Here is a 25,341-nt window from a genome sequence, read left to right on the forward strand (position 1 = left end):
GTTCAGGTAACAACTAAACCCGATACCCAATCCTCACGCCGCCCCAATGCCGCCCCTGCACGAACACCGGGGCGGACGCATCCTTCATCAACACAAACTCGCCGCCGCCCATATCGCGCCGATAGGTCTGCAGCAGAAACTTCTTCGTATGCGAGCCAGCCGCAAGTCCGGTGCGGTCATTGAAAATGCGCCGGTTCCGGCAATTGGCCATATTCCATACGACGTCGTCGCGCTGAGGTAAAGAGAACTTCAGATTGTGCGTCGGCAGATAACCGCGCACGTCGATTGCCGCGCAGAACGCGACTCGTGGATCGAGATCGAGTAAGGGCTCCTGAATCGCCGGCAAGACGCGATCGGTAAAAGCCGTAAAGCGCGTCATGAATTGCTGAGGATTGCTGCCCTGCACGGGCACGTAGTGTTGATCAAAGAGATCGTCGAGCGAAATCTCGCCGCGCGCGACCGCCGCCTCGAACACCTTGCTCACGGCTGTGGCCGCGTCCTGCACGGCTTCGATAAAGCGTGTGTCGGTCGTCTCCACGCCTGCCGCCGCCGTCAGTTCGATCAGGGTTTCGGACACGCCGAGCAGATTGCCGAGCCGATCTTTCGCCTGCACGAAGTTTTCGCTGGAGTCTTCGACGCCGCTCGCCATTTCCAGTACCTGCGCCTCCAGTCCGCCGCACTGTGTCTCGATCTCGCCGGTGAGCGCGGCGATCTGTTCCGCCTCGTTGTTCAGATGCGCGATCGCGTCTCCCGTCGAATGCACGACGTCGCCGATCTTGCGCGTGCCTTCGCGCACGCGATGCGCTCGCTCGGTATTCACCGAGCCTTCGTTGATCAGCTGCTCGGTCTGCTGCGTGAGCTGCGCGAGCGTGGTCTCGATCTGGCCGGTCGCCTGCGCGGTTTTCGCCGACAGGTTCTTCACCTCGGCCGCCACCACCGCGAAACTGCGGCCCGACTCGCCGGCGCGCGCTGCTTCGATCGCGGCATTCAGCGCGAGCAGATGCGTTTGCCGCGCGATCAGCGAGATTTCCTCGGAGACGCGGCTGACATGCGCAAGCGCGCTGCGCAAAGCGCCGATCTGGTTTTCGATCACCGTCACGCCTTCCACCAGGCCGTGGATGTCGGCGAGCGACGCCTCCAGCGTCTGTTGCGACTCCTGCACGCCGGTCGCCGCGTGCGCCGATACATCGCGCATACCGCGCGCTGCAGTCGCTATGCGATGATTGCCCGCGAGCGTCTGCGCGGCGGACTCGCGCAGCGCCCGGCACACCTGCGCCTGATGCTGCACGCGCGCGGCGACCTCGTCGACGTGGCCCGACACATCGCAGATTTCGATACCCAGTTTGCCCGCCTGCGCGGCAATATCGCCGACCACTCCTTGCGAGCGGGCCGGCCGGCGAAAGCTGAAACGCGACATGGACGTCTCCTTGACCTTGATGACGCTGGCGACGCTGCCGCCTACGCGCTGATCGCGCGAGAACACAGCGTCTTCTCGATGCGTTTACGGCTGGCTTTCGGCCGACTTGATACGGGGTATCCCGCAGTCGTTATCATGTGCGCTGCGGCGGCGCGGCACTTTCGCTCTTCGGCAACAGCGCCGCCGCTGTTCCTCACCAACTGTAACGATGATCGATTCCTTCGCGCGCGTTTCGGGCTGGCAACAGCTCTATCACCTTTGGCAACTGCTCGTCATGCTCTGCCAGTTTCTCTGGGGCTTGCTGCGCTTTCTCGGCGGCGGCGGTTAGACATTCGCACCACCACCCACTATCACGCTGGCGTGCGGCGTGTGTTTTCATCCGGCGAGCGCAGGGCCGCGGCGTGTTCGCGGTCCATGCCGAGAAAAGCGCGCAGATCCGCCAGCACGCGCTCGGGCGCTTCCTCCATCGGAATGTGCCCAAGGCCCGGATACATCACCGACTTCGCGCCTGGAATGCGCCCGGCGAATTCGGCCGCGTGCGTGGTGGGAATCCAGCGGTCTTTGTCGCCCCACAACACGAGCGTCGGGACTGCCAATGTGGTCAGCACGCTGGTATCGAGCTCGGCGAAGTCGAGCGTGGGCACCATTTTGCCAATCGCAGCGCGCGTGCCTTCGCCGTGGAAAAACTCGATGTAGCGCCGCAGCGTGAGCGCGTCGAGTTTGCGTGGATCGCCGTACACGTTGCGCACCGCGCTCCTGATGATCGCCTCGGGCAGACAGCGCGGCGAACTTGCGCGCACCAGCGCGCTGTTGAAAAGGCCGATGTAGACAGGCAGCCGCATCGGAAAACCCGCGGAGTCGATCAGCACGAGCCGCTCGACAGCCTCGCGATGCCGTACCGCGTAGTCCCACGAAATCAGCCCGCCGAGCGAATTGCCAATGAAAGTCGCGCGCGTAATGCCGAGTGCCTGCAAAAAGGTGTCGATGAAACGCCGGTAGGTCGGCAGGTTCATCGTTTCGATCGCGCCTGTGCTGGAGCGCAGCGGGCCCGTGACGCCGAACGGCGGCAGGTCGAGACGGATCACACGGTATGCGCGCTTCAGTTCATCCGCGACACGGTTCCAGGTGTGCAGCGAAGATGCAAACCCATGAATCATCACGATGACGTCGCCGCTGCCCTCGTCCACATAATGCACGTCGGCGCCCATGATGCCGATGAACTTCGAGCCGCTTTGGGTGTAGCGCTGCCGCAATTCGTCGCGCGGCACGCTTGTGATCCCGAGGCGGGCGGCGAGCGAGCGGGGCGGCAGCGGAGCGGTGCAACTGGATGCGGATGAATTCGACGACTGCGGTTCGATGCTTGCCATTTTCCGTCTCCCTTTTTATTTGAATCGGACTTGCAACCCGACCTCGCCGTCTCACGCATCAAGGCAGGAAGCGATAGTCGCCTGGGCGCGCGCGGCGCGTCCGTTTGCGAAAGTTGAACGAGAATCCGGGCCACTGCGTGGTCACTTTGCCGCTGCTTGTCTGATACCAGCTATGGCAGCCGCTCGCCCACACCGAGCGCCGCATGTTCTGTTGCAGGCGCGCGTTGTAGTCGCGTTGCACGTCGGGCTGCAGGTTCATCGTGCGAGCGTTGCGTCGGCGCAGCGCGCGCAGGCAATCGGCGATGTACTGCACTTGCGACTCGATCATGTAGATCATCGAGTTGTGGCCGAGAAACGTGTTGGGGCCGACCATCATGAAGTAGTTCGGGAAGTCCGCGATGCTCGTACCGAGATACGCTTGCGGTCCGTCGCGCAGCCACAGCGCACCGAGGTCCGCGCCGCCTACGCCTGTTACGTCGAATGGCGGGCCGACATCGTTGAACTGAAAGCCCGTGCCGCAAATGATCGCATCCACACGACGATGCACACCGTCCTGCGTGACGATGCCGTCCGCGACGATTTCGCGGATGCCCGTCGTAATCACATTCACGTTGGGTTCGATGAGCGCGCGATAGTAGTTGCTCGACAGCAGCACCCGCTTGCAGCCGAGGCGATAGTTCGGCGTGAGCTTCGCGCGCAGCTCCGTGTCCTTGACGCGCCGCTCGAGGTAGCTGAGGCACAACTTCATCGGCCGCTTCATGAATTCCGGATTCCTCACGAATCCAATGGCCTGTAATTCGAGCTTCCAGTAGATCGCGCTGCGCACGAAGCGCTGCGTAAAGGGCAGGTGCTCGAAAAGCCAGCGCGCACGCCTGCCGATGCGCTTGTCGGGCTTCGGCATGATCCACGGCGCCGTGCGCTGGAACAGAGAGAGTTGCGCGACGTGCGGCTGGATTTCCGGCACGAACTGGATCGCGCTCGCGCCGGTGCCGATCACCGCGACGTGCTTGCCCTCGAGCGGATACCCATGGTCCCAGCGCGCGGAATGAAAGAGCTTGCCTTCGAAGCGATCGATTCCCGCGATTCGCGGCATCGCCGGGCGCGACAGGCCGCCGCTCGCGGCGATCAGCACGTCGGCCTCGATGTGCTCGCGCGTGCCGCCCGCGTCGAGTTCGATGTTCCACACATGACGCGCTTCGTCAAAGCGCGCGGCCACCACGCGCGCATTGCAGCGCACGTAACGGTCCACGCCGTATTTGCGCGCGCAATGCTTCAGGTAGGCGAGAATCTCCGCCTGGCCGCTGAACACGCGCGACCACGCGGGGTTGGGTTCGAAAGAAAACGAATAGAGATGCGAGGGCACGTCGCACCCGGCGCCCGGATAGGTGTTGTCGCGCCACGTGCCGCCGATATCCGCGGCGGCTTCGTAGATCGTGAACGACGTGATGCCCATTTTTTGCAGCCGCACAGCCATGCCGATGCCGGAAAAGCCGCTGCCCACGATCGCAATGCGCGGCGCGATGGCTTGTGTGAATGCGGCGGATGAAGCGGATGTCACGTCGGTCTCCGGCAGGAAATGTTTGTGCGCTGTCTTTGTGCGTGGCCTTCGTGTGCTGGCTTTGTATGCTCCGGCCCGCGCGGCAGCCAGCGGCATGTCCGTCGACGGTGGCCGCTCGAACGTAACGCGCAGGGTAGACAACTGTACACCTCGCGTCAAGATCGTTTAGAGTACGCCTATTAAACGCGCGCCCCGCGCGGTGATTCAAAGCCCACCATCAAGGCCATGAAATCCCTATTGGAAGCGGCGCCGCAATCGCATAACGACAGCGCGGCCGCGCAGGAATTGCCCGCCGGCAAGCGCAAACTGATTGACGCCGCGCTACGCCTGACCGCGGGCGGACGCAGCTTCGCCAGCCTCGGTCTGCGCGAACTCGCGCGCGAAGCGGGGCTGAATCCGAACACGTTCTATCGTCATTTCGACACGCTCGACGATCTCGCGCGCGAGGCCGTCGAATCGGTCAGCCGCCGCTTGCGGCCCATGCTGCGCCGCGAGCGCTGGCTTGCCGCGCACGACGAACCGCACAGCGTGCCGAGGCGCGCATGCGTCGCGTTCTTCATGTTTGCGCTGGAAAACCGCGAGGCGTTTCTGAGCGCGTTAGCGGAATATCACGGCACGTCGCCGGCGTTGCGCGAAGCTGTGCGCGCGACGCTTCACGCGGTGTCGGCGGAAATGGCGGATGACGTCGTGCAATTGCAGCTCATGCCGACACTCGCGCGCGATGTGGTCGATGAAGTATGCACGCAGGTTGTGCTGCAACTGTTTCATCTTTCCGCCGAGTATCTCGATGCCGGCGCCGCGCGGCGTGAGGCGCTCGTCGCCTATGCGGAGCGTTTCATCGTGAGGCTGTTTGCGGGCTCGGTGCTGCTCGCGCAACATCAGGAAGAGCGGGCGTCTGTATCGCGGCGGGCGTGAAGCGGCGGGACACGCAGTTGAAAACGAAACAGGCTCCGCGAAGGAGCCTGTTTCATGTCGATGCGAATGCGGTTTATGCCGTGACTTGCACGCAAGCTGCAAGAACTCAGGTGTCGTCGCTCCAGCCGCCGGAATCGTCGTTGCTGCCCATGTCGATGCCGCCGCTGTTGTCGCTCCAGTCGTTCGAGCCCTGGCCGAAGTCGAGGCCGCCGCCGCTGTTGCCACCATTATCGCCGCCATTGTCGCCACCGTTACCGCGCCGGCGCGCTTCATCGTCGACGATCACGTCGCGCTCCACTACGCGCTCGCGTCCGGAGTTCAGCGCTTCGCCAAGCAGCACGCCAGTCAGCAGCCCGCCCATGCCGCCGCCGAAACCGCCGCCTTGCTGCACGACGACGGGTGGCTGCTGCTGATACGGTCCTTGCTGCGGGTAAGGCGCTTGCGGCGGATTGCCGAAGCGCTCGGCTTCGCGTGCATAGGGCGACTGCTCGCTGCCGGCCGCGGACGCCGCGTTCGGGTCGGCCCGGCCTTCGGCACGCGCGCGCAAACTGCCAATGCGCTGTTCGAGTTCATCGAGCTGATACGGCGGGACCGGATTCTTGCTGTTCGACAACGCTTCGACAAGCGTGCGCAACTGGTCTTCGGTGGCTTCCACTTCCTTTTCCAGCGCCTCGTGGCCCGGCGCCGTGGAGAGCTTCACGTCGAGTTTCAGCGAACGCACGGTGTTGAGCAATTCCGTCGCGCGTTTGAGCTGCACGCGACGCTCGTCGTCGGCGCGAGTGTCGTCCTGCTTGCGGGCACGCCGCAAGGTCCAGCGCAACACCAGCGCGATCACGCCCACGAGAATGAGAATGCCGACCCACATGCCGATGCCCGGACCGTGGCGCTCAGCCGCGCGCGGGACGATTGCGGATGGTTGCTGCACGGCCGGTGCGTTCTGCTGGGCGAACGGGTTGTCGGCACGGCTCGTCGATCTGGCTCCGGCATTGCCCGAGCGTTCGGCGTCCCGGCGAATGCGCGCTTCGGTTTGGGCGAAGCGCGTGGGGTCGGTAAAACGGATTTGCGGGTCGAGCGTCCTCGCCTGTTGAAGCTGGGCGAGCGCGTCGCCATAGCGGCCTTCGCGGTCGAGCACCTGGCTGTACAGGTAGTGCGCGCGCGCATTGTTCGGATGCGCCTGCAGCACTTCGGACAAGCCGGCGTCGGCCTGCTGCCAGTTGCCTTGCGACATCGCGGATTCGATCTGCTGGACCGTGGGTACGGCAAACGCCGCCGTCGAAACGAGCATCAGCGAGACCAATGCGCTTGCGATAAGTTTTTTCATTTGCGGACCGGGCGCGACGCGCCCGTCTCCTTCAGTCGATTGCGGCGGTCCGGCGATCCGGCGATCCGGCCATCCGGCGATCCGGGGGGCCGATGAGCTGGACGCTGCCGCAGCATGTCCATCATCACCGGCTCGCCGTCATGCATGCCTGACGCAACTACTGGGCCGGCGTATTGAGCTGCTTTTTCAATGCTTCCAGACGGTCTTCGACCGACGGGCCGCGGTTCAGATCCGCGAGCTTGTCGTCGAGCGCCTTGCCGCTTTTGACGTCCGCGGAATTCAGGCGTGCGTCCGAGCGTGCATTCGAAAGCGCGACCTTGTCCTCGAGCTTCTGGAAGTCCTCAGAGAGATTCTTCCCGCCGATGCCGCCGAGCGCAGTTGCCGCCACGTCTTTAGCTTCGGCGATCTGCTGCTTCGCTTGCAGAATGTTGGAGCGCGCGTTGAGGTCGTTGCGACGGGCCCGCATGTCCTCGATCTGGCTCTTCAATTGCGCAACCGACGGCTCGAGCGTGGCGAGTTCCTTCGTCAGCGCATCGCGTTCGGCCTCGGCCGTGGCTTGTGCGCCGAGCGCTTGACGCGCGAGCGCTTCGTCGCCGGCTTGCAGCGCACGTTTCGCGCCGTCTTCGTATTTCTTCGCCTTGTCGGCGGCAACGTCGCGCTTGCTTTGCTGTGTGGCCACCTGCGCCTGAATTTCGATCAACGAATTTTCGGCCTTGCCGATGCTCTCGTCGAGTTCGCGCACGATCTGGCGCGAGTCGCGCGACGGGTCTTGCACGGAGTCGGCCGCGTCGTTCAGGAGACCTTTTAGCGTGCGCGAAATGCTGTCAAAAAGCGACATGAAAACCTCCAAAGAATGGTGTCGGCGCTGAATAATTCCCGCGCATCCAACTGCTTGCCATTGCTACTTTACGCCGCCACGCGACGAGCCGCGCAGCGTTCGGACCGGAGGTCGGGGCGCGCGCGCCGAATGCAATAGCACGAGCGCAAATTGTCCGGTTCGTTCATGCAGCGCGTGACGAAGTGGGGAAGTCTGCAACGATGAATACGCTGGACAGTCCCTTCAGCAGCTCGCGGATATTACACCACGGGCTCTCTTAAAATGCGCTTAAAGGGCGCGATGCGCGAGCACGCCCAGTGTGAGAGCGGCGAGTGTCGCCGGCGTGAATTGCGCGGAATGCAAGAGCGTGCGAATGGCCGGACGACGCATGCGGCTGCGCCTCGCTCATCGGCCTCGCGCATTGATTGGGCTTGCCGATCGGCTTTGCCTGCTGCCTGTTGCCTATCGCTATGCGAAGCGGCCGCCCTCGGTGCCGAGGTCGCCTTGCGGGTCATCGTCGTCGCGTGCGGTGTCGAGGCGAGGGCGCTTGAATACGCTCTTCACGTGCGTCTGCGTGCTTACCGCAGCGGGCTGTGGATTGTCGCTCGCGGCCGCGCGGGCTGCGGCGATTCGCGCGACGGCCTCGGCGGTCGCGACAGCGTCGGGATCCACTTCAGTGGTAAGCGCGGCAAGCACATCCGCGGGCAGCAGCGGGGCAGGTGCCGAAGCGGCCGGCATGCTGTCGGCCGGCGTTTTGCCGGACGGCACCGTCGACTGGCGCGCCGCGCGGCTCGCCGCAGTTAATGGCGCTCCGTCCGCATTGGCATCGGCATTGGCATTGGCATTGACAGTGGCATCGGCAAGCCCGTTCACCTCGCCGCCCGCGCGCGTTCGCAGCGCTGCGGGCAGCGCTGCGCGCTCACGCGCCGTATCTTTCGCGACGCGCTGCAGCGCCGCGTCGAGGGCATCGGGCGCGCGCGGCGCATTGAGCCGGTCGACGATGCTCGCCGCTTTTACCTGCTCGCCCGTCGCGTCGAAACTCAGCACGGCGCGCCGCATGAGCTCGCTGACGCTGACGCCTAGCTGGTCGGCTGCAGCGGCAATCGCGCGTTTCTGCGCGGGCGTGACGAATACGACGATGCGTTCGCTGGGCTTTGTCATGATCGGCTCGCATACTTGTTGGCGTGGCGCTTCGCGGCGCGCATCGGCGTGCGCCCAATCCATCATATGACGAGTTGCGCCGATGGGAAACGGGCGCGTCGTGAAAATGCCGTGACATCAACGGCTTGTCGCGTTTTTTGTGGGCTTGTCCACAGGCCTTTCAACATTTTCTGTTGATAACTCCGGCAGTGTGCGCAAGCGCATCGAAAGCTTGCCGAAACTACCCACGCGCGCGCCGCGAGGCTTTGCGCGAAGGGAACTCTTACAAAAAAACTGCGTTGGGCGCCGCTTGATTTCTTTAAAATGCGCTGTTACGTTGCGCCGGATACTGTCCTGGCTGCGCCGTGGCGACTCGCCGGGGGCAAAGGGTCGCGCGGCGGTTTGCGTTCCGGACAACGCCCGCTCAGTATTCATCCGCGTCTCATGCGCGAGAACAAGGCGGTGACTCAGGGCGTTGACTCACGCTGTTGAGTCGAGCGGTTGAGTCACGCGCCCACTATTCCAGTCATGCCAATCATCAAACCACCGCATTCTTCGCATTCTCCCGCCGGTCAAGACCGGGACTCCTACCGCCGCACCCAGGGACGCAACGCCGCTTCGCGCGACGCCGACGAAGCCGGCCGCTCCGTCGGCGCGACCATCGCGATCTGGTTTGCGAGCCTCGTTGCGATCGTCGCGGTGGTGGGCGCGCTGATTGTCGGCTATGCGCTCGTCGTAATGGGGCCGCAACTGCCTTCGCTCGAGGCGCTCACCGACTATCGCCCGAAGGTGCCGCTGCGCGTCTACACGGCGGACCACGTGCTGATCGGCGAATTCGGCGAGGAACGGCGCAGCCTCGTGCGCTTTCAGGACATTCCCGACCAGATGAAAAAAGCGGTGCTCGCCATCGAGGACTACCGCTTCTACGAGCATGGCGGCGTCGACTTTGTCGGTATTCTGCGCGCGGGTTTCGCGGACCTCGCGCACGGCGGCGCCTCGCAGGGCGCGAGCACGATCACGATGCAGGTCGCGCGCAACTTTTTCCTGTCGAGTGAGAAGACCTACACGCGCAAGATCTACGAAATGTTGCTGGCGTACAAGATCGAACGCGCGCTGACGAAAGACCAGATTCTCGAGCTGTACATGAACCAGATCTATCTGGGCGAGCGCGCTTATGGTTTCGCGGCGGCCGCGCGCGTGTACTTCGGCAAGGATCTGAAAGACATCACGCTGGCCCAGGCCGCGATGCTCGCGGGCCTGCCAAAAGCGCCGTCCGCGTACAACCCGGTGGTGAATCCGAAGCGCGCGAAGATTCGTCAGGAATACATTCTGAGGCGCATGCTCGAGCTCCGCTACATCAGCCAGGAGCAGTACGATCAGGCGGTGAAGGAAGAGATTCACACGCGCAATCCGGGCAACGAGTACAGCGTGCACGCGGAGTACATCGCCGAAATGGTTCGCCAGATGATGTACGCGCAATACAAGGACGAGACGTACACGCGCGGCCTGAATGTGACGACCACGATCGATTCGGCGGATCAGGACGCCGCGTATCGCGCAGTGCGCAAGGGCGTGATGGATTACGAACGGCGCCACGGTTATCGCGGGCCGGAAGGTTTCGTGCAACTGCCGGCGCCTGGCGACGACCGCGATCAGGCTATCGACGACGCGCTCACCGATCATCCGGACAATGGCGAGATCATTGCTGCGGTGGTCACGGACGCGGGTCCGAAGCAGGTGAAGGCGCAACTGGTCGACGGCACGCAGGTGACGGTCAGCGGCGAGGGGCTGCGGTTTGTAGCGAGTGCGCTGAGCGCGCGCGCGGCGGCGGCGACGAAGATCAAGCCGGGCTCGATCGTGCGCGTGATGAGCGACGACAAAGGCAACTGGCAGATCACGCAGCTTCCGCAAGTGGAAGGCGCGCTCGTGTCGCTCACGCCGCAGGACGGCGCGATTCGCGCGCTGGTGGGCGGCTTCGACTTCAACAAGAACAAGTTCAATCACGTGACGCAGGCATGGCGTCAGCCCGGTTCCAGCTTCAAGCCGTTCATCTATTCGGCGGCGCTCGACAAGGGGCTCGGACCGGCCACGATCATCAACGACGCGCCGCTCTATTTCCCGTCGAGCACGCCTGGCGGCGACGCGTGGGAGCCGAAGGACGACGACCAGCCGGACGGCCCGATGCCGATGCGTCTCGCGTTGCAGAAGTCGAAGAACCTCGTGTCGATTCGCATCCTGTCGTATATCGGCACGAAGTACGCACAGGACTTCGTCACGCAGCGCTTCGGTTTCGACGCCGACAAGACCCCGCCGTATCTGCCGATGGCGCTTGGCGCGGGGCTCGTCACGCCGTTGCAGTCGGCGGGCGCGTATTCGGTGTTCGCGAACGGCGGCTATCGCATCAACCCGTATCTGATCAGCGAGGTGACCGACGCGCGCGGCGAGCCGCTTTCCAGGGCGCAGCCGCTCACCGCGGGCCGCGACGCGCCGCGCACGCTCGAGCCGCGCAACGCGTACATCATGAACAGCCTGCTGCATTCGGTCGCGACGGCCGGCACCGGCGCGGGCACCAACGTGCTGCATCGCTCGGACCTGCAGGGCAAGACCGGTACCACCAACGACGCGAAAGACGGCTGGTTCGCCGGTTATCAGCAGTCGCTCGTGGCGGTCGCGTGGATGGGTTACGACCAGCCGAAGACGCTCGGCAGCCGCGAATTCGGCGCGCAGCTCGCGCTGCCGATCTGGGTCGAGTACATGCAGCGCGCGTTGCGCGGCGTGCCGCAAAGCGAGCCGGCGCAGCCTGACGGCGTGACGACCGTCGACGGTGAACTGTTCTATACGGACATGACGCCGGGCAATGGGTTTGTCGCGAGCATCGGGCTGGATTCGGCGAATCCGACCGCGGGTGTGAACGATGCGGTGGGCGGCGTCGGGCCTGCCGGCATGACGCCGCCGACGGTGCCGCCGCCGAGCGTGTCGTCGAATGAGAAGAAGCAGATCATGGATCTGTTCGAGTCGAATAAGCCCTGATTGCGGGACCGCGTGCAGCGCCTGTCGGTTGCACGCGCATTCGTCTGTAAGGGCGGCAATCTGTCGGTCGCTCCAGAGATTCTGCGTGCGGCATTCGCACTGTGTTTTAATCACGCCTGCCGTGCTTAATCGGGGTCCGTCAGGACGTTGGATGCGTTAGCTCGTTTCCATCTCTCGCATGGCTCGCGTCTTGCGGCGAGCAAGACGTCACTATCCCCTAAGCGCGTCCGCAGCCCGGTTGGACGCGCGCACATGCCAGGCCAACGCCGGCGGCAAAGAGGCCGCGGCACCCGGTCTATTCCGCCTCCAGCATCCACCGGGTTCCCGCATTGAAAAGTCGAATTCTCATCTGCCTGATGACGGGGCTGCTACGCGCTTTCGCATGGTTGCCCTACGGGCTCGTCGCGCGGATCGGCACCGGCATCGGCGCGTTGCTGTACCGGATTCCGAGCACGCGCCGGCGGGTGGTGCACACCAACCTCCAATTGTGTTTTCCGGACATGAGCGACGAAGCGCGCGAGCGTCTGGCGCGCGCTCATTTCTGTCACGTGATTCGCAGCTACGTCGAGCGCGGGCCGCAATGGTTCGGCAATGCGCAAGCGCTTGCACGTCTTGTAGAAGTGGAAAGCGCGATCGACCTCGCCGATGTGCATGCACAACCGACGATCTTCGTCGGCTTCCATTTTGTCGGCATCGAGGCCGGCTGCATGATGTACTCGACGAGGCATCCAGTGGTATCGCTCTATACGCCCATGTCGAACCTGTTGCTCGATGCGATGGCGAGGCGGCAGCGCGGACGCTTCGGCACCGAGATGATTCCACGCAGCGACAGCGTGCGGCGCGCGTTGCGTGCGTTGAGAGAGGGCACGCCGGTCATGCTCGCGGCCGACATGGATTTCGGTCTGCGAGACTCCGTTTTCGTGCCGTTTTTCGGCGTGCCGGCCTGCACGCTGACCTCGGTTTCGCGGATGGCGCGGGCGGCCAATGCGCGGGTCGTGCCGTTCGTAACCGAGGTGCTGCCGGATTACCGCGGATACAAGCTGAGCATCTTCGAGCCGCTAGCCGATTTTCCATCGAACGATGTGACGGCGGATGCGCGGCGCATCACTGCGTTTCTCGAGACGCAGGTACGTCGGATTCCTGATCAATATTATTGGGTGCATAAGCGCTTCAAGAACCGGCCTGAGGGGGAGGCGGGGGTTTATTGAGGCGGCGCGGTGCGGCACCTTGGCGCGCTCACGTACTTGGGCGTGGTAATCAGTTTCGTGTCATCCTCATCGGTTATCAGCAATGGCACGCCTTTGGTCATCACTCGCGTTTCCTGTTCGCGGCGTGAAAACAGTGGCACTTGCGGTTCGTGCAGGAGCCTGGGCTTGTGCCGGTGTATTGGAAGTATTTTTGTGGTGCGTTGACGCTTCGTGAGCTAACTGAAAACGAAAAAGCGTTTATTCGTGGAATCGCGTCCCGGCTCGCGCCTGCGGACAGTGAGAGGCTTTTGACTGACCTGGACAGCGCGCCTGCAGAGCCGGAACTTGAAGACGGATCTCTTGTTCTTTTCCACCTTACCGGCTACGAGCGACCCGTCCATATTGGGCAGCACACTTTCCCTTTCGAGGGGAGCATGAGGGATGCGGATGGTGCGGCGGTCGCCGGACCGAATCCCGCCGGGCACGCCGGAAACCGCAGCCCATCAATTCGCATTACCAGGTTTCGCTTCAATTCCACGCGACGACACTTCTGCCCCCGCCTCCACCGGCGGTTCCCCCATCGCCTGAAACAGCGCCGCCGTATCCGCGAGCCGCGCGCTCGTGTAGCGGATCTCATCGAGCTGCGCATTGCGAAACTGCTGCTCGCTAGCGCGCGCCGACGCTATAGGAACAGCGCCGAGCCGATAGCGCCCCGATGTTTCATCGAAAATACCTTGCGCCGAGCGCGCCGCCGTATTCGCGGCGTCCAGCGCCTGCGCGTCGTGTTCGAGCGCAGCGAGTGTATCGGCGACGTTCTGGAACGCGGCGAGCACCGTCTGCTTGTATTGGGACACCGTGGCCTCGTATGTGTTCATGGCCGCGCGGCGCTGCGCCACGAGCGCGCCGCCATGAAAGAGGGGCTGCGAAAGCGACGCGCCGATGCTCCAGATCGCGCCCGCGCCCGACAGCGCGACCGGCCAGCTAAAGCCGCCTTGTCCCATCGACGCGCTCAGCGACAGGCTCGGGTACATCTGCGCAGTCGCCACGCCGACATCGGCGGCCGCGGCTTTCAGGGCCGCGTCGGCGGCCTGAATGTCGGGCCGCGCTCGCAATAGTTCGCTCGGCACCACGACCGGCACCTGCTGCGGGAGATGCAAGCTTGCGAGTTCGAGGTCGTCGGGTGCGGCGTCCGGCGTGCGGCCGAGCAGCACGGCGAGCGCGTGGCGCGTGGTCTGCCATTGCTGCCTGAGCCCGGGCAGACTCGCCGACAGGCTCGCCGCGCTTTGTTGCGCGCTCAACTGATCGGCGTGCGAAACGGCGCCGAGCGCGTAGCGCCGTGCGGTGTCGCTAGCCTGATCGTTCGCGAGCGTCACGAGCCTCTCTGTTGTGCCGATCTGCGCGCGCAACGCGGCGCTCGTAATCGCGGCGCTCACGATGTTGGCGGCGAGCGCGCGCCGCGCAGCATCCAGTTGATATGCCTGTACGTTCACGCGCGCGGCCAGCGCGGCGTCGGCAAGACGCGCGGCGCCGAACAGGTCGATTGTGTAATGAGCCTGCAATTGGCCGACAAAGATGTTGTAGAGGAAAGTGTTCGAGCCGATCTCGGGAATCGCCAGCGCGCGGTTGCGCGTGACCTGGCCGCCGGCGTCGATGGTCGGCAGCATCGAACTGCCGATCTGCGCGCGCAATTGTTCGCGCGCGGCAGCGAGCGTTTTTTCGGTTGCGGCGAGCGTCGGGCTATTGCGCAGCCCTTCGTCGACGAGCGCGTTCAGCGCATCGGATTGATACAGCTTCCACCATTCGGGCACCGGCTTCGCGCCCACCATGAATTGCTGGCCGACGCCTTGTGCGGCGACCGTTTCCGCTGGCTGGGCCGCGCTGCCGTAGTGAACGGGCTGCGGCATCGCCGGCGGCTCACCGTTCGGACCGAACGAACAGGCGCCAAGCGTCAACGTGGATGCGGCCAGCGCGCCGCGCCACGCGCGGCGTGTCGGCGCGAGCAGCATGGCGCGGCGGACAAAGCGGGAATCTGCGAAGTGGCTCATGCTCAATTCCCCGTGTGTGCCGTGCCCGAGCCCGACGGCGTTTGCGGCTCGCGCTCGTCGTTGCGCACGCGGAACGACATTGCGTAGAGCGCCGGCAGATAGAACAAGGTGAGAACGGTCGCGCTCGTGATGCCGCCCATCAGCGCCGTGGCCATCGGCCCGAAAAAGTTCGAGCGCAACAGCGGAATCAGCGCGAGCACGGCCGCCGCGGCGGTCAGCGTGATCGGCCGGAAGCGCCGCACGGTGGCGCCGACAATCGCGTCGAAACGCTTGTGCCCGGAGGCAATATCCTGCTCGATCTGGTCGACCAGGATCACCGAGTTACGCATGATGATGCCGAACATCGCGATCACGCCGAGCATCGCGACAAAGCCGAACGGCTGGCCGAACAACAGCAGCGTGAAGACGACGCCGATCAGTCCGAGCGGCGCGGTCAGCACCACCATCAGCACGCGTGCGAAGCTCTGCAACTGGATCATCAGCAGCGTGAGCACGGCGATGATCATGATCGGCATTTGCGCATTGATCGACGTCTGGCCCTTGCCGCTTTCTTCCACTGAACCGCCGATCTGAATCCGGTAGCCGACCGGCAGGCTCGCGCGAATCGGCGCGAGCGCGCGGTCCACAGCATGTGTGACGTCGATGCCTTGCGCCCCCGGCGCGACATCCGACTGCACGGTGATGGTCGGCTGGCGGTCGCGTTCCCAAATCACGCCGTACTCGAGGTCGTTGCGCAGGCGCCCAAGCGTGCCGAGCGGCACGGCGCCGTTCGGTGTGGGCATGGCGAGCGTGACCAGCTTCGCCGGGTCCACGCGCTCCGCCTTCGGCGCGCGCAGGTCGACGCTGATCAGCTTGTCGCGCTCGCGGTATTGCGTGACTGTATAGCCGGAGAGCGTCATCGCGAGGAAGCTCGAAATGTCGTCGGAGCTCACGCCGAGTTCGCGCGCCTTTTTCTGGTCCACCTCGAAGCGGACCGACCGTTCGGCCGGTTCGTCCCAGTCGAACTGCACGTTGCGCGTGCCGGGGTCGGCGCGCAGCGTCGCAGCGACACGTTCGGCAATCGAGCGCACCGTCGCAATATCGTCGCCGCTCACGCGGAACTGGACCGGATAGCCGACGGGCGGTCCGTTTTCGAGGCGCGACAGGCGCGTGCGGATCGCGGGGAAGTGGTTGCGCAACTCGGGCTCGAGCCATTGCGCCAGTTTCTCGCGGTCTTTCACGGACTTTGCGGTGATGACGAACTGCGCAAAGTTCGGCTGCGTCAGTTGCTGATCCAGCGGCAGATAAAAACGCGGCGCGCCGCTGCCGACGAAGTCAACGGAGTGATCGATCTCAGGGCGGCCCACCAGCGCCTTTTCAAGCCGCTTCGCCTCGCGCAGCGTGGCGTCGAACGAGGCGCCCTCGGGCAAGCGCACGTCTACCAGCAGTTCGGGCCGGTCGGAGCTCGGAAAGAACTGCTGCGGCACGAGCGAAAAGCCCGCCATGGCCAGCACGAACAGCACCACCGTGATGGCGAGCACGATGAAGCGCCGCTCGATACACCAGCCGATCCAGCCGCGCAGACGCGTGTAAAAGCGCGTGTCGTAGATATCGTGCTCGTGGTCGTGCGCCTCATGCGCCGCGCGCTTGCGCTCGGGCAGCAGGTGATAACCGAGCAGCGGAATCAGCACAACCGCCGCGAGCCACGACGCAATCAACGCGATGGCCGAGACTTCGAAAATGGAGCGGGTGTATTCGCCGGTGCTCGACTTGGCCAACGCGATGGGCAGGAAACCGGACACGGTGACGAGCGTGCCCGTCAGCATCGGAAACGCCGTGCTGGTGTACGCGAACGCCGCGGCGCGCGTGCGGTTCCAGCCTTGCTCGAGCTTCACCGCCATCATTTCCACGGCGATGATCGCGTCGTCGACCAGCAGGCCGAGCGCGAGCACCAGCGTGCCGAGCGAGACCTTATGCAGCCCGATGTCGAAGAGATACATGCACAGCGCAGTGACGGCGAGCACGACCGGAATCGAGATGACCACTACCATGCCGGTGCGCACGCCGAGCGAGATCAGGCTCACGACCAGCACGATCGCGACGGCTTCGGCCACGGCCTCCAGGAAGTCGTCGACGGAATGCGCGACTGCGTGCGGCATGCTCGACACCTCGGTCAGCTGCAAGCCGGCGGGCAGTGCTTTGCGCAGGTTCAGCATTTCCGCGTCGAGCGCCTTGCCGAGACGGATCACGTCGCCGCCTGGCTGCATCGTCACGCCGATGCCGAGCACCGGCTTGCCGCCGGCGCGCATTTGCGTGACGGCCGGATCGTCGTAGCCGCGCTTGATCGTGGCGATCTCGCCCAGGCGAAATGAGCGGCCGTTGATGCGGATCAGCATGTCGGCAAGCGCGTCGACGTTCGCGAACTGACCGGTGGGACGCACGAACACGCGGTCGTCGGTGGTGGTCAGCGTGCCTGCTTGCGACACCGCGTTCTGCGCGTTGATCGCCTGGCCGAGCTGCTGCGGCGAAATGCCGAGACGCGTGAGCTGCGTATTGGCGATCTCGACGTAGATGTGCTGGTCCGGGTCGCCGAAATAGTCGACCTTGGCGACGCCGGGCACGCGCAGCAGCACGGTGCGCAACTGGTCTGCGTAATCGTGCAGTTGCGCGGGCGAAAAGCCGTCGCCTTCGAGCGTGTAGATGTTGGTGTAGACGTCGCCGAATTCGTCGTTGAAGAACGGGCCTTGCACACCTTGTGGCAAGGTCGCCGCAATGTCGCCGACTTTCTTGCGCACCTGATACCAGGTTTCCTGTACCTGGCTGACCGGCGCCGAGTCTTTCATCGTGAAGAACATCAGCGACTCGCCAGGGCGCGAGTAACTGCGCAGGAAGTCGATGGCGGGCGTCTCCTGCAACTTGCGGCCGATGCGGTCCGTCACCTGTTCCTGCACCTGCCGCGCCGTTGCGCCGGGCCAGAAGGTGCGGATCACCATCACGCGGAACGTGAACGGCGGGTCTTCGGATTGCGCCAGACGCGTGTACGCAAGGATGCCGAATGCGGTGGCGAGCGCGATCAGAAAGACGACCAGCGCCTGATGGCGCAGCGCCCACGCGGACAGGTTGAAGCGTCCCTCTTCATGCGTCGTGCTCATGAAGCGAAGTCCTCAGGATGCAGCGGCGCGACGGCGCGCACTTTCTCGCCGGCGCTCACCGTGTGCACCCCTTGCAGCACGACGTGCTCGCCGTCCTTCAGGCCCTGACTGACGACGATCGTCCGCTCGTTATAGCGCGCGACCGTGACGCGACGCAGTTCCAGCGCGCTGTCCGCCGCCCGCACGACCCAGACGGCCGGCTGCGGGCCGTCGTGAAAGAGCGCGGTGGCCGGCAACACGAAAAAGCCGTGCTGGCCTTCGGCGCTGCTTCCCGTTGACGGCGAACGCGCGGACAGCGCGATGTCCGCGGTCATGCCGAGGCGCACGTCGGGGCCAGGGTTGTCGAGCGTGAGTTTCGCGCGGTAGGTGCGGCTTTGCGGATCCGCGGCGGGCGAAAGCTCGCGAACGCGCGCCGTGAACGTATGGCCCGGCAGCGCGCCGAGCGTGACCTTCGCTGTCTGTCCGGGTGCGAGTCCGGCGAGTGCGCTTTCGGGCACGTCGCAGACCACGTCGACTTCGCCGCTCCATGCGAGGTTGTACACGGCCTGGCCCGCCGACACGTTTTGTCCAGTGTCGGCCTGCTCGGCAGTGACTACGCCGTCGTGATCGGCCACGAGCGTGGTGTATTGCAGCTGGTCTTTTGCCAACGCCGCCTGCTGCGCCGCCTGGTCGCGTTGCGCCGCGGCCGACGCATACGCGTTGGTGGTCTGCTCGAGTTGCGCGGGTGCGATCAGGTTTTCTTTGGCTTGTGCCTGATCGCGATCGAGCTGCTGTTTTGCGTACCGATAGCTGTGCTCGGCAGCGGCGAGCTGGGCCTGCGCGCTGGCCGCGTTCTTTTGCGCGTCTGCCGGATCGAGGCGCGCGACGATCTGGCCGTTTTTCACTACGTCGCCGAGGCGCACGCGCCGCTCGATTATCTTGCCCCCGACGCGAAACGACAGCGGCGTCGAGTAGCGCGCCTGCACTTCGCCGGGCAGCGACGTGACGGGCGCGGTGTTGCCGTCCGCGTGAACCGCGATGGCCACGACCGGTCTCGGCTCGGGCGCGGCCGCCTCCTTCCTCGAACATGCATTCAACGCGAGCACAGCGGCGAAAACGAGCGCCAGCGCGGCATGCCGCGGCTGCCCGTGCCGCGCGGCGTGGCCAGACTGCTGACGCATCGCGGACGATGCGTATAAATCGGGACGCTTCACAATGACCCCACCACGAAACGGCGAATGAACAGGCAAGCCCCAGCGGCCGCCGGCGAACAGCGCAGGCCCGTTCATGCAACTGGCATACGCTTCTGATTTTCAATGATGCCTCGCATTCTAATACACACCTGTATTTGAATGTCGATATGAATTGCAATTCTTTTCAGTGCTAGACTTGCGCCCATGAAACGGCAACGACTGACACGCGAACAAAGCAAGGACCAGACACGGCAGCGTCTGCTCGATGCTGCGCAAGCGATATTTATGAAGAAGGGCTTTGTCGCGGCAAGTGTCGAAGACATAGCCGGGGCGGCGGGCTATACGCGCGGCGCGTTCTATTCGAATTTCCGCAGCAAGAACGAGTTGTTCCTTGAACTGCTGCGGCGCGATCACGAGACCATGCAGGCTGGCTTGCGGGCCATTTTCGAGGACGCGGCCACGCGCGAGCAGATGGAAGAGCGCGTGATGCACTACTACAGCAACCTGCATCGCGAGAACAAATGCTTTTTGCTGTGGGTGGAGGCGAAGTTGCTCGCGGCGCGCGACGGCCGTTTCCGGCTGCGCTTCAACGCATTCCTGCACGAGAAGCTTGAGCAGCTGGCCGCTTACGTGCGCGAGTTTTCAGAGCGGGCCGGCACGCCGCTGCCGCTGCCGGCGGAGATGCTGGCCATGGGCCTGATGGGTTTGTGCGACGGCGTGCAGTTTTTCTACACAGTCGATCCGCAGAATGTGCCGAGCGAAATGGCGCAAGCGGTGCTGGCGGGATTCTTCTCCCGCGTGGTGTTCGGGCGCAGCGCTTGAGCGGGCGCGAGCGCGTAAAGGGCGCGAGGGGCTGTAAAAGCGCGAGGAGCGCGGGGAACGTGAGCGGCGTGAGGCGAGAAGCGCCTCACGCGGTTTGGCACAAGTGCCGCAATCAGTTCGTTGTGACTTGCGTGCAGGTATCGGCAACCGGGCTCGCGCACACGAACGCATATTCGCCGCTGTAACGCAGCACTTGCTCGCCCGCATGAAGGACGACCTTGATATCCGGGCAGCGCTCATAAGCGATGAAGGCCGAGCAGGCTGCGGCGGACCAGCAGACCAGAGAAAACGCGATTTTTTCGAGAAGCTGGAAACGATGTGGCATGGCAATCAGCTAGCGGTGTAGCGGTCGATTTCGTCGAGGCGCTATCTTACCAGCATCTAAGGGTTTCTACCTAGTCAAATTCCGCAATAATGCGTGGAACAGTTGCGTGCGCGCGTCGCTCAAGCTGACGCGATTGCCATGCACGGGTCAGGGTTGGGACAGGTCGGATCGATACAATCGATTTGTTGGGCAAATCCGCGCGAGCCTTGCCGCGCGGGGCGATACAGGCGGCAGCGTCGCGCCGGCCCGGCATCTCGAGGCAGGAGTCGTCCCATGAATCAATTGCAGTCCATGCGCGTGTTCGTGAAAGTGGCGGACCTCGGCAGCTTCGTGCGCGCGGCAAGTTCGCTGGATCTTTCCACCGCTGTAGTCACCCGCCATGTGGCGGATCTCGAGGCGCGTCTCGGCACGCGTCTGCTTAATCGCACCACGCGCCGTCTTTCGCTGACGGAATCGGGCGCAACGTATCTGGAGCGCGTGCGCCCCATACTCGACGACCTCGAAGGCGTCGAGCAGATGCTGGCGGCGCGCCATCATGAGCCGGTCGGCACCTTGCGGATCGTCGCGCCAATGGTGTTCGGGCTGCAAAGCCTGGCGGCGGCAGTGCAGTCGTACGCCGCGCGCTACCCCGACGTGGTGCCCGACGTGACGCTCGCGGACCGGCAGGCGGATCTCGTCGACGAAGGCTTCGACGTCGGCATTCTGATTGGGCGCCCGGCGCGCAGCGCGAGCATCGTCACGCGGCGGCTGACTACCTGTCAGCTGACCGTCTGCGCGACGCCGGCTTACCTCGCCCGGCATGGCACGCCGGCGCGGCCCGAAGATCTGCTGGATCATCCGTGCCTGAGCCGGCCGCCGGAGCAGGGCGGCGAAGAGCGCGTGTTCAGCGGGCCGCAAGGGCTTGTCCGCGTGAGAACCGCGAACACGATTGCCGCGAACAACAGCGAAATGCTGCGGCAGTTCGCACTGCTCGGCATGGGCGTCGCGATCCTGCCGAGCTATCTGATCGGCCGCGATCTGGCGTCGGGGCGGCTCGTCGAACTGCTCGGCGATTACTCTCTGCCCGAGATCGAAATCACGATCGCTTATCCGAGCCGCCTTCACTTGCCGGCGAAGGTGCGGACTTTCGTCGATCACCTAGTCGAGCATTTCGAGTCGGACGCCATCGCGCCGGCTCGCGCCGGGCGGCACGCGAAGCATGCGCATCCGCTGCCCGGCTCCGCGGGCCGGGCCGTGCGGCCACGCGCCGCCTCGGCCGCGGCAGCGTCTTTGCCAGCCTGAAAGCGGCGGCCGGTCAGATCCAGAGATCGTTGATGGCGGTGCGTTCGCTGGTTTGCTCGCCGGTGTTGCGCACGCCGCGCGGCTCGATCAGCAGCAGCTTGACCTCGCGTTCGGCGAACGGCTTGTGTTCCGTGCCCTTCGGCACGACGAACATTTCCCCCGCCGAGAGCATCACGAAGCCGTCGCGCATGTCGATGCGCAACTGGCCGTCGAGCACGATGAAGGTTTCGTCGGTATCCGCGTGCTCGTGCCACACGAAATCGCCTTCGATTCGCACGATCTTGAACTGGTAGTCGTTCATTTCCGCGATGACGCGCGGTTGCCACTGGTCGTTGAACAGCGCGAGCTTTTCGGCGAAATTGATCGCGCGGTAGGTCTGCTGGTTTGTGTGAGTGTCGGACATGCGGTGCTCCTTCAAATGATGGTGGCTGTCTCGGGAAGGAGCGTAGCGCGTGCCGCCGGGACGGGTCTTGAACGTTTGTGGGCGCGCGATTGGGGAGAGACGGGGCATTTTTGCGCTGGTTTCGGGGGGGCGTCCTGGCGCTGTGTCTTTGCGTCGGTTTTCCCACTGGTCCATTCGCTTAGGGATTGCCCCGCGACGAAATCCCGAGCATTCCGAGCCACTGCGCGGGCGCTACGCCCCACGCGCGCTTGAAGTGCCGCGTCATGTGGCTCTGGTCGGCAAAGCCGCTGGCGGCGGAGGCATCGGCGAGCGGCATGCCGGCGAGCGCGAGTTGACGCACGCGATCGAGCCGCCGCATCGTCAGATAGCGGTGCGGGCTCGTGCCGAAGAGCGCGCGAAAGTCGTGCGACAGACTCCATCGGTCGCGCCCGGCGGCGGTCGCGAGTTCGTCGAGCGTCACCGCGCGCTCGAGCGACGCCAGCAGATATTCACGGGCCCGCCGCGCGGCGGCGTAATCCACCGGACGGCGCGTCGGGCGCGCGCCGGCCGCCGCGTGCAGCGCCATCGCCAGTTCGTAGAGGCCGTCGTCCAGTTCCAGCGGATTCATCGCGCGATCCATGCTGCGCAGCACGTTGTGCGTGGCGGCGAAGAGACGCGGGTCGTTCGACAAACCGCCTTTCACGAACGGCAGCGGCTGGCCTCCGAGCGCCTGCTGGAACAGCGCCGGGTCGACATAGATCATGCGATAGCGGAAACCTTCGCCGGTGCCGGCCTGGCCGTCGTGCGGCTCGTCGGGATGGAGGACCATCGTGCCGCCGGGCAGGCTGTGGCGCATGCTGCCGCGATAGCGAAAGCTCTGCACGCCGGCGAGCGTGCGCCCGATCGCGTAGGTGTCGTGGCGGTGCATCGCGTAGCCGGCGCCGTGGAAAAACGCTTCGATCCGCTCGATGCCGCCCGTGGCGGCCATGGCCGCCGACTGCGGCGAGCGGTAGATCCAGTCCACCCCGTGTTTTTCCATCGGCGCCGACGCCAGGACTGCCGCTGACGCCGCGCGGTGCGGCGCCGCGTCCGCTGGCCCGCTCACGCGCTCGGACCCGCTCACGCGCTCAGGCCCGGCCCGAAATTGCCGCCGATCAAACGCGTGACGGAATCGACGTCCGCATAGTCCTGTTCTGGCAGGCCGTCGAGCATCGACAACACCTCGTTGCTCGCGCCCGCCTCGCGCGCCGCGTCGACGAGCGTGTCCTTGTTGGCGGGGAAGCGGACTTCGCTGAGCACGTCGGAGATCTGCAAGTCGATAGATTCCCCGGGGATGGACGATGTCGTCATGCAAGCGCTCCTGCGGATACGGTTGAAATGAATTGTGGCGGCCAATTGTGGCGGCCGCGCGCGGTCTTTGATCCCATAGTTCAGGACCGGGTCCTGCAAGCTAAGCGAGCTCGCCGCACTCGGCCCCTCGATCGCGGCCGATCGAGACAAGCCCACGCCGCAAGCGTCGCTCTCAGGTCTGCAGGCGCTCATTGCGCGCCGCGAACCCGCGCTCGGGATGTCGCGACTTCGGCAAGACGATATGCTGCCATTGCTGTGGACGATTCTCGTCCGTGACCGCCACGTCAGGCGCCGCGGGGGCGACGGGCGCGGCGTTCGCGCGGGCGGCAAGGGCGTTCGCCGGTGTGCTTTCCTGCGCTGTGTGAACCGGCGCGGCAAAGCACGAAGCGGACAGCGTCACCATGGTCAACAGCGTCGAGGTTTTCATGCCCGACCTCCTAAGCTCATGCGGCGCTATGCATTCAGCAAGGGCTGTGCCGTCCCCGCGTCGAAAGGAAAGCGCAAGCCGCGCGAAGCCGGGCTGCGGGGCCGCGCGCTTTCGTCGCGGGCGGCGCGCAATTCCTGGAACGCACGTCGTCAAGACTACTCATTGTAGATCGCCAATGATGGCGCGGGAATGGCAGCAAAAGGGCAGCAAAAGGGCAGCAAAAGGGCAGCAAAAGGGCAGCAATGTTCAGGCGTTTGCCTGTGCGTTTCCTTGATGCCGTGACGGCTAGCGCAGCGCTTCGAAGCGCGTCCACGGCCATGAAGGCCGGTCCCGCATATAGCCGTTCAGCCAGTTCCACTGCGGATGCCGTTTCATGAACGCCTGCGCGTCGAACGGCCGGCCGCACGGATGACCCCAGCGCGCGCTGAACGCCAGATCGCGCGCCATCTCGCTGTCGGCCACCTTGCCGTCGTTCGCACCCCACGGATTGAACGGCCCATGATCTGAACCGCCGAAGCGCGCGTCGTCCAGTTCCAGATGCCCACAGATCGTGCGCGAGCACGGGTTGTCGTTGCGGTCGAGATAGACGTCGTGGTGATCGGCGATCATCGCCTTCGCTAGCTCGACGTCGATCTTGCCGCGGTGCATCTCTTCGAGCTGCATGAAGCGCAGCCGCCGCGCGCCGTTCTTGCGCACGTCGGTATAGTCCTCGCCTTCGCCGATGCATTCCTGATTGCGGATCTTCAGATCGGTCGCCGTGTTGTAGCCGCTGTAAAAGCCGTCCTTGGTGCTTTCGAAGCCGGAATAGTGCAGACCCAATTCATAGCGCGCGATTTCCCCGGTCTTGGTGTCGCCGAGCAGCCAGCTGTTCGCATAGCCGCCGTTGTTCGCGATCGCGAACATTTCGCACCATTCGCCGATGCTGTTCGCGTATTGCGACGCCCGCCGCGAGCGGTAGAACTCGGGCGCGCCGGCCGCGTTGTAGCCGACGAAGTTCGAGATGGTGGTCTCCGTCACCATCAAGCCGGCGGCCGTGATCCAGAAATCGGTGAGACTGGAAATGCAGCCCGGCAGGCCTTGCATCAGGATCCGGTTGCCTTGATCCGGGACGATGTCGAACACGACGTTGAAGGCGTCGCCGGCGGCATAGCGGTCCCACGAGTTGTGCGCCATCACGATGCGGCCGTCGTGCGTCGCATGGCCGGTCGCGATGAACGCGCTGCAATGATGGCCGCGCCTGCCGCGCCAGGGTTTGAGCCCGAGGCCGGGCTTCATCTGCGCCACGTGCGCCGGCCACCAGCTTTGCAGCAGATCCATGTAGCCGTTCCACGCCAGCACTTCGGCGAAAGGCAGCTTCGCGCCGTCGGCGATGCCCTGGATTTCGTCGGCGAATTCGGTGTCGAGCTTGCTGCCGAACTGGGCGACGGCGGCCTCGACGAACGTGTCGAAGTCTTCGCCGGTGTCCCACCTGGCGAGGTAGCGGGCGGTGCGGATCGCGTTGCGGATTTCCGCCGCGAGCAACTGGCCGTGCTGTTCGCCGCGGTCGTACGGCTCGCCTTCGATATGCAGGAAAATCCAGCCGGCCTGGTCGCGGCGCACGGCGTCAAGGGACGGTTCGCTCATCTTCGCTCCGGTCGAATGGCGGACGCCGCCG

Annotated in this window: 20 protein-coding genes; 5 read left to right on the forward strand and 15 right to left on the reverse strand. The window is 64.6% G+C overall.

Annotated elements, in window-relative coordinates:
• Positions 1-13 precede the first annotated feature (13 nt).
• The 3 genes from A3AC_RS0109850 to A3AC_RS0109865 form a co-directional block, all read right to left on the reverse strand.
• Positions 14-1,417, reverse strand: coding sequence for a methyl-accepting chemotaxis protein (locus A3AC_RS0109850; RefSeq protein WP_025598637.1), 1,404 nt, complete (start codon positions 1,415-1,417; stop codon positions 14-16).
• Between the two features lie 350 nt (positions 1,418-1,767).
• Positions 1,768-2,784 carry an alpha/beta fold hydrolase gene (locus A3AC_RS0109860; protein ID WP_025598638.1) on the reverse strand — a complete coding sequence of 339 codons (1,017 nt, stop codon included), beginning with the start codon at positions 2,782-2,784 and terminating at the stop codon, positions 1,768-1,770.
• A gap of 58 nt (positions 2,785-2,842) precedes the next feature.
• Positions 2,843-4,342, reverse strand: coding sequence for a flavin-containing monooxygenase (locus A3AC_RS0109865; protein WP_025598640.1), 1,500 nt, complete (start codon positions 4,340-4,342; stop codon positions 2,843-2,845).
• 225 nt (positions 4,343-4,567) lie between these two features.
• On the opposite strand from A3AC_RS0109865, the gene A3AC_RS0109870 reads away from it, so the two are divergent.
• Positions 4,568-5,257 (forward strand): TetR family transcriptional regulator, encoded by a 690-nt coding sequence (locus tag A3AC_RS0109870; RefSeq protein ID WP_025598641.1) that lies wholly within the window; start codon positions 4,568-4,570, stop codon positions 5,255-5,257.
• A 106-nt stretch (positions 5,258-5,363) separates the two neighbouring features.
• On the opposite strand, the gene A3AC_RS0109875 is transcribed toward A3AC_RS0109870, so the two are convergent.
• From A3AC_RS0109875 to A3AC_RS0109890, 3 genes are all read right to left on the reverse strand, one after another.
• Positions 5,364-6,578: a tetratricopeptide repeat protein gene (locus A3AC_RS0109875; RefSeq protein WP_025598643.1), complete on the reverse strand. Its 1,215-nt coding sequence runs from the start codon at positions 6,576-6,578 to the stop codon at positions 5,364-5,366.
• Between the two features lie 157 nt (positions 6,579-6,735).
• On the reverse strand, positions 6,736-7,416 hold the full coding sequence (locus A3AC_RS0109880) for a PspA/IM30 family protein (protein ID WP_025598644.1): 681 nt from the start codon (positions 7,414-7,416) through the stop codon (positions 6,736-6,738).
• A 447-nt stretch (positions 7,417-7,863) separates the two neighbouring features.
• Entirely contained in the window at positions 7,864-8,556 is a 693-nt protein-coding gene (locus A3AC_RS0109890) for a plasmid mobilization protein (RefSeq protein ID WP_025598645.1), read from the reverse strand.
• A 507-nt stretch (positions 8,557-9,063) separates the two neighbouring features.
• On the opposite strand from A3AC_RS0109890, the gene A3AC_RS0109895 reads away from it, so the two are divergent.
• Positions 9,064-11,565, forward strand: a complete 2,502-nt coding sequence (locus A3AC_RS0109895) for a penicillin-binding protein 1A (RefSeq protein ID WP_025598646.1) — start codon at positions 9,064-9,066, stop codon at positions 11,563-11,565.
• 329 nt (positions 11,566-11,894) lie between these two features.
• Positions 11,895-12,773 (forward strand): lipid A biosynthesis lauroyl acyltransferase, encoded by an 879-nt coding sequence (locus A3AC_RS0109900; RefSeq protein ID WP_025598648.1) that lies wholly within the window; start codon positions 11,895-11,897, stop codon positions 12,771-12,773.
• Positions 12,774-13,255: 482 nt separating this feature from the next.
• On the opposite strand, the gene A3AC_RS0109905 is transcribed toward A3AC_RS0109900, so the two are convergent.
• The 3 genes from A3AC_RS0109905 to A3AC_RS0109915 are packed head-to-tail and all read right to left on the reverse strand — an operon-like array spanning position 13,256 to position 19,088.
• Positions 13,256-14,797, reverse strand: coding sequence for an efflux transporter outer membrane subunit (locus A3AC_RS0109905; RefSeq protein WP_025598649.1), 1,542 nt, complete (start codon positions 14,795-14,797; stop codon positions 13,256-13,258).
• Between the two features lie 2 nt (positions 14,798-14,799).
• On the reverse strand, positions 14,800-17,928 hold the full coding sequence (locus A3AC_RS0109910) for an efflux RND transporter permease subunit (protein WP_025598651.1): 3,129 nt from the start codon (positions 17,926-17,928) through the stop codon (positions 14,800-14,802).
• Positions 17,925-19,088 (reverse strand): efflux RND transporter periplasmic adaptor subunit, encoded by a 1,164-nt coding sequence (locus A3AC_RS0109915; RefSeq protein ID WP_025598652.1) that lies wholly within the window; start codon positions 19,086-19,088, stop codon positions 17,925-17,927. The genes A3AC_RS0109910 and A3AC_RS0109915 overlap by 4 nt, the downstream gene beginning before the upstream one ends.
• A 216-nt stretch (positions 19,089-19,304) precedes the next feature.
• Here A3AC_RS0109915 and A3AC_RS0109920 point away from each other — a divergent pair, with 216 nt between their 5' ends.
• Entirely contained in the window at positions 19,305-19,922 is a 618-nt protein-coding gene (locus A3AC_RS0109920) for a TetR/AcrR family transcriptional regulator (protein WP_025598654.1), read from the forward strand.
• A 112-nt stretch (positions 19,923-20,034) separates the two neighbouring features.
• Here the strand turns inward: A3AC_RS0109920 and A3AC_RS0109925 are convergent, their stop codons facing one another.
• Positions 20,035-20,247, reverse strand: coding sequence for a hypothetical protein (locus A3AC_RS0109925; RefSeq protein ID WP_025598656.1), 213 nt, complete (start codon positions 20,245-20,247; stop codon positions 20,035-20,037).
• Positions 20,248-20,520: 273 nt separating this feature from the next.
• On the opposite strand from A3AC_RS0109925, the gene A3AC_RS0109930 reads away from it, so the two are divergent.
• Positions 20,521-21,528, forward strand: coding sequence for a LysR family transcriptional regulator (locus tag A3AC_RS0109930; RefSeq protein WP_025598657.1), 1,008 nt, complete (start codon positions 20,521-20,523; stop codon positions 21,526-21,528).
• Between the two features lie 13 nt (positions 21,529-21,541).
• On the opposite strand, the gene A3AC_RS0109935 is transcribed toward A3AC_RS0109930, so the two are convergent.
• The 5 genes from A3AC_RS0109935 to A3AC_RS0109960 all read right to left on the reverse strand — a co-directional run bounded on the left by A3AC_RS0109935 (position 21,542) and on the right by A3AC_RS0109960 (position 25,310).
• Positions 21,542-21,931, reverse strand: a complete 390-nt coding sequence (locus tag A3AC_RS0109935) for a cupin domain-containing protein (RefSeq protein ID WP_025598658.1) — start codon at positions 21,929-21,931, stop codon at positions 21,542-21,544.
• 178 nt (positions 21,932-22,109) lie between these two features.
• Positions 22,110-23,015: an AraC family transcriptional regulator gene (locus tag A3AC_RS0109940; RefSeq protein ID WP_084515432.1), complete on the reverse strand. Its 906-nt coding sequence runs from the start codon at positions 23,013-23,015 to the stop codon at positions 22,110-22,112.
• Between the two features lie 14 nt (positions 23,016-23,029).
• Complete coding sequence (locus A3AC_RS0109945; RefSeq protein WP_025598660.1) at positions 23,030-23,260, reverse strand: DUF2795 domain-containing protein; 231 nt, start codon at positions 23,258-23,260, stop codon at positions 23,030-23,032.
• 172 nt (positions 23,261-23,432) lie between these two features.
• Positions 23,433-23,687, reverse strand: coding sequence for a hypothetical protein (locus tag A3AC_RS0109950; protein ID WP_025598661.1), 255 nt, complete (start codon positions 23,685-23,687; stop codon positions 23,433-23,435).
• A gap of 285 nt (positions 23,688-23,972) precedes the next feature.
• Positions 23,973-25,310 (reverse strand): C45 family autoproteolytic acyltransferase/hydolase, encoded by a 1,338-nt coding sequence (locus A3AC_RS0109960; protein ID WP_025598662.1) that lies wholly within the window; start codon positions 25,308-25,310, stop codon positions 23,973-23,975.
• Positions 25,311-25,341: the final 31 nt, after the last annotated feature.

It is taken from the genome of Burkholderia sp. WSM2230, assembly GCF_000472445.1.
GTDB lineage: Bacteria > Pseudomonadota > Gammaproteobacteria > Burkholderiales > Burkholderiaceae > Paraburkholderia.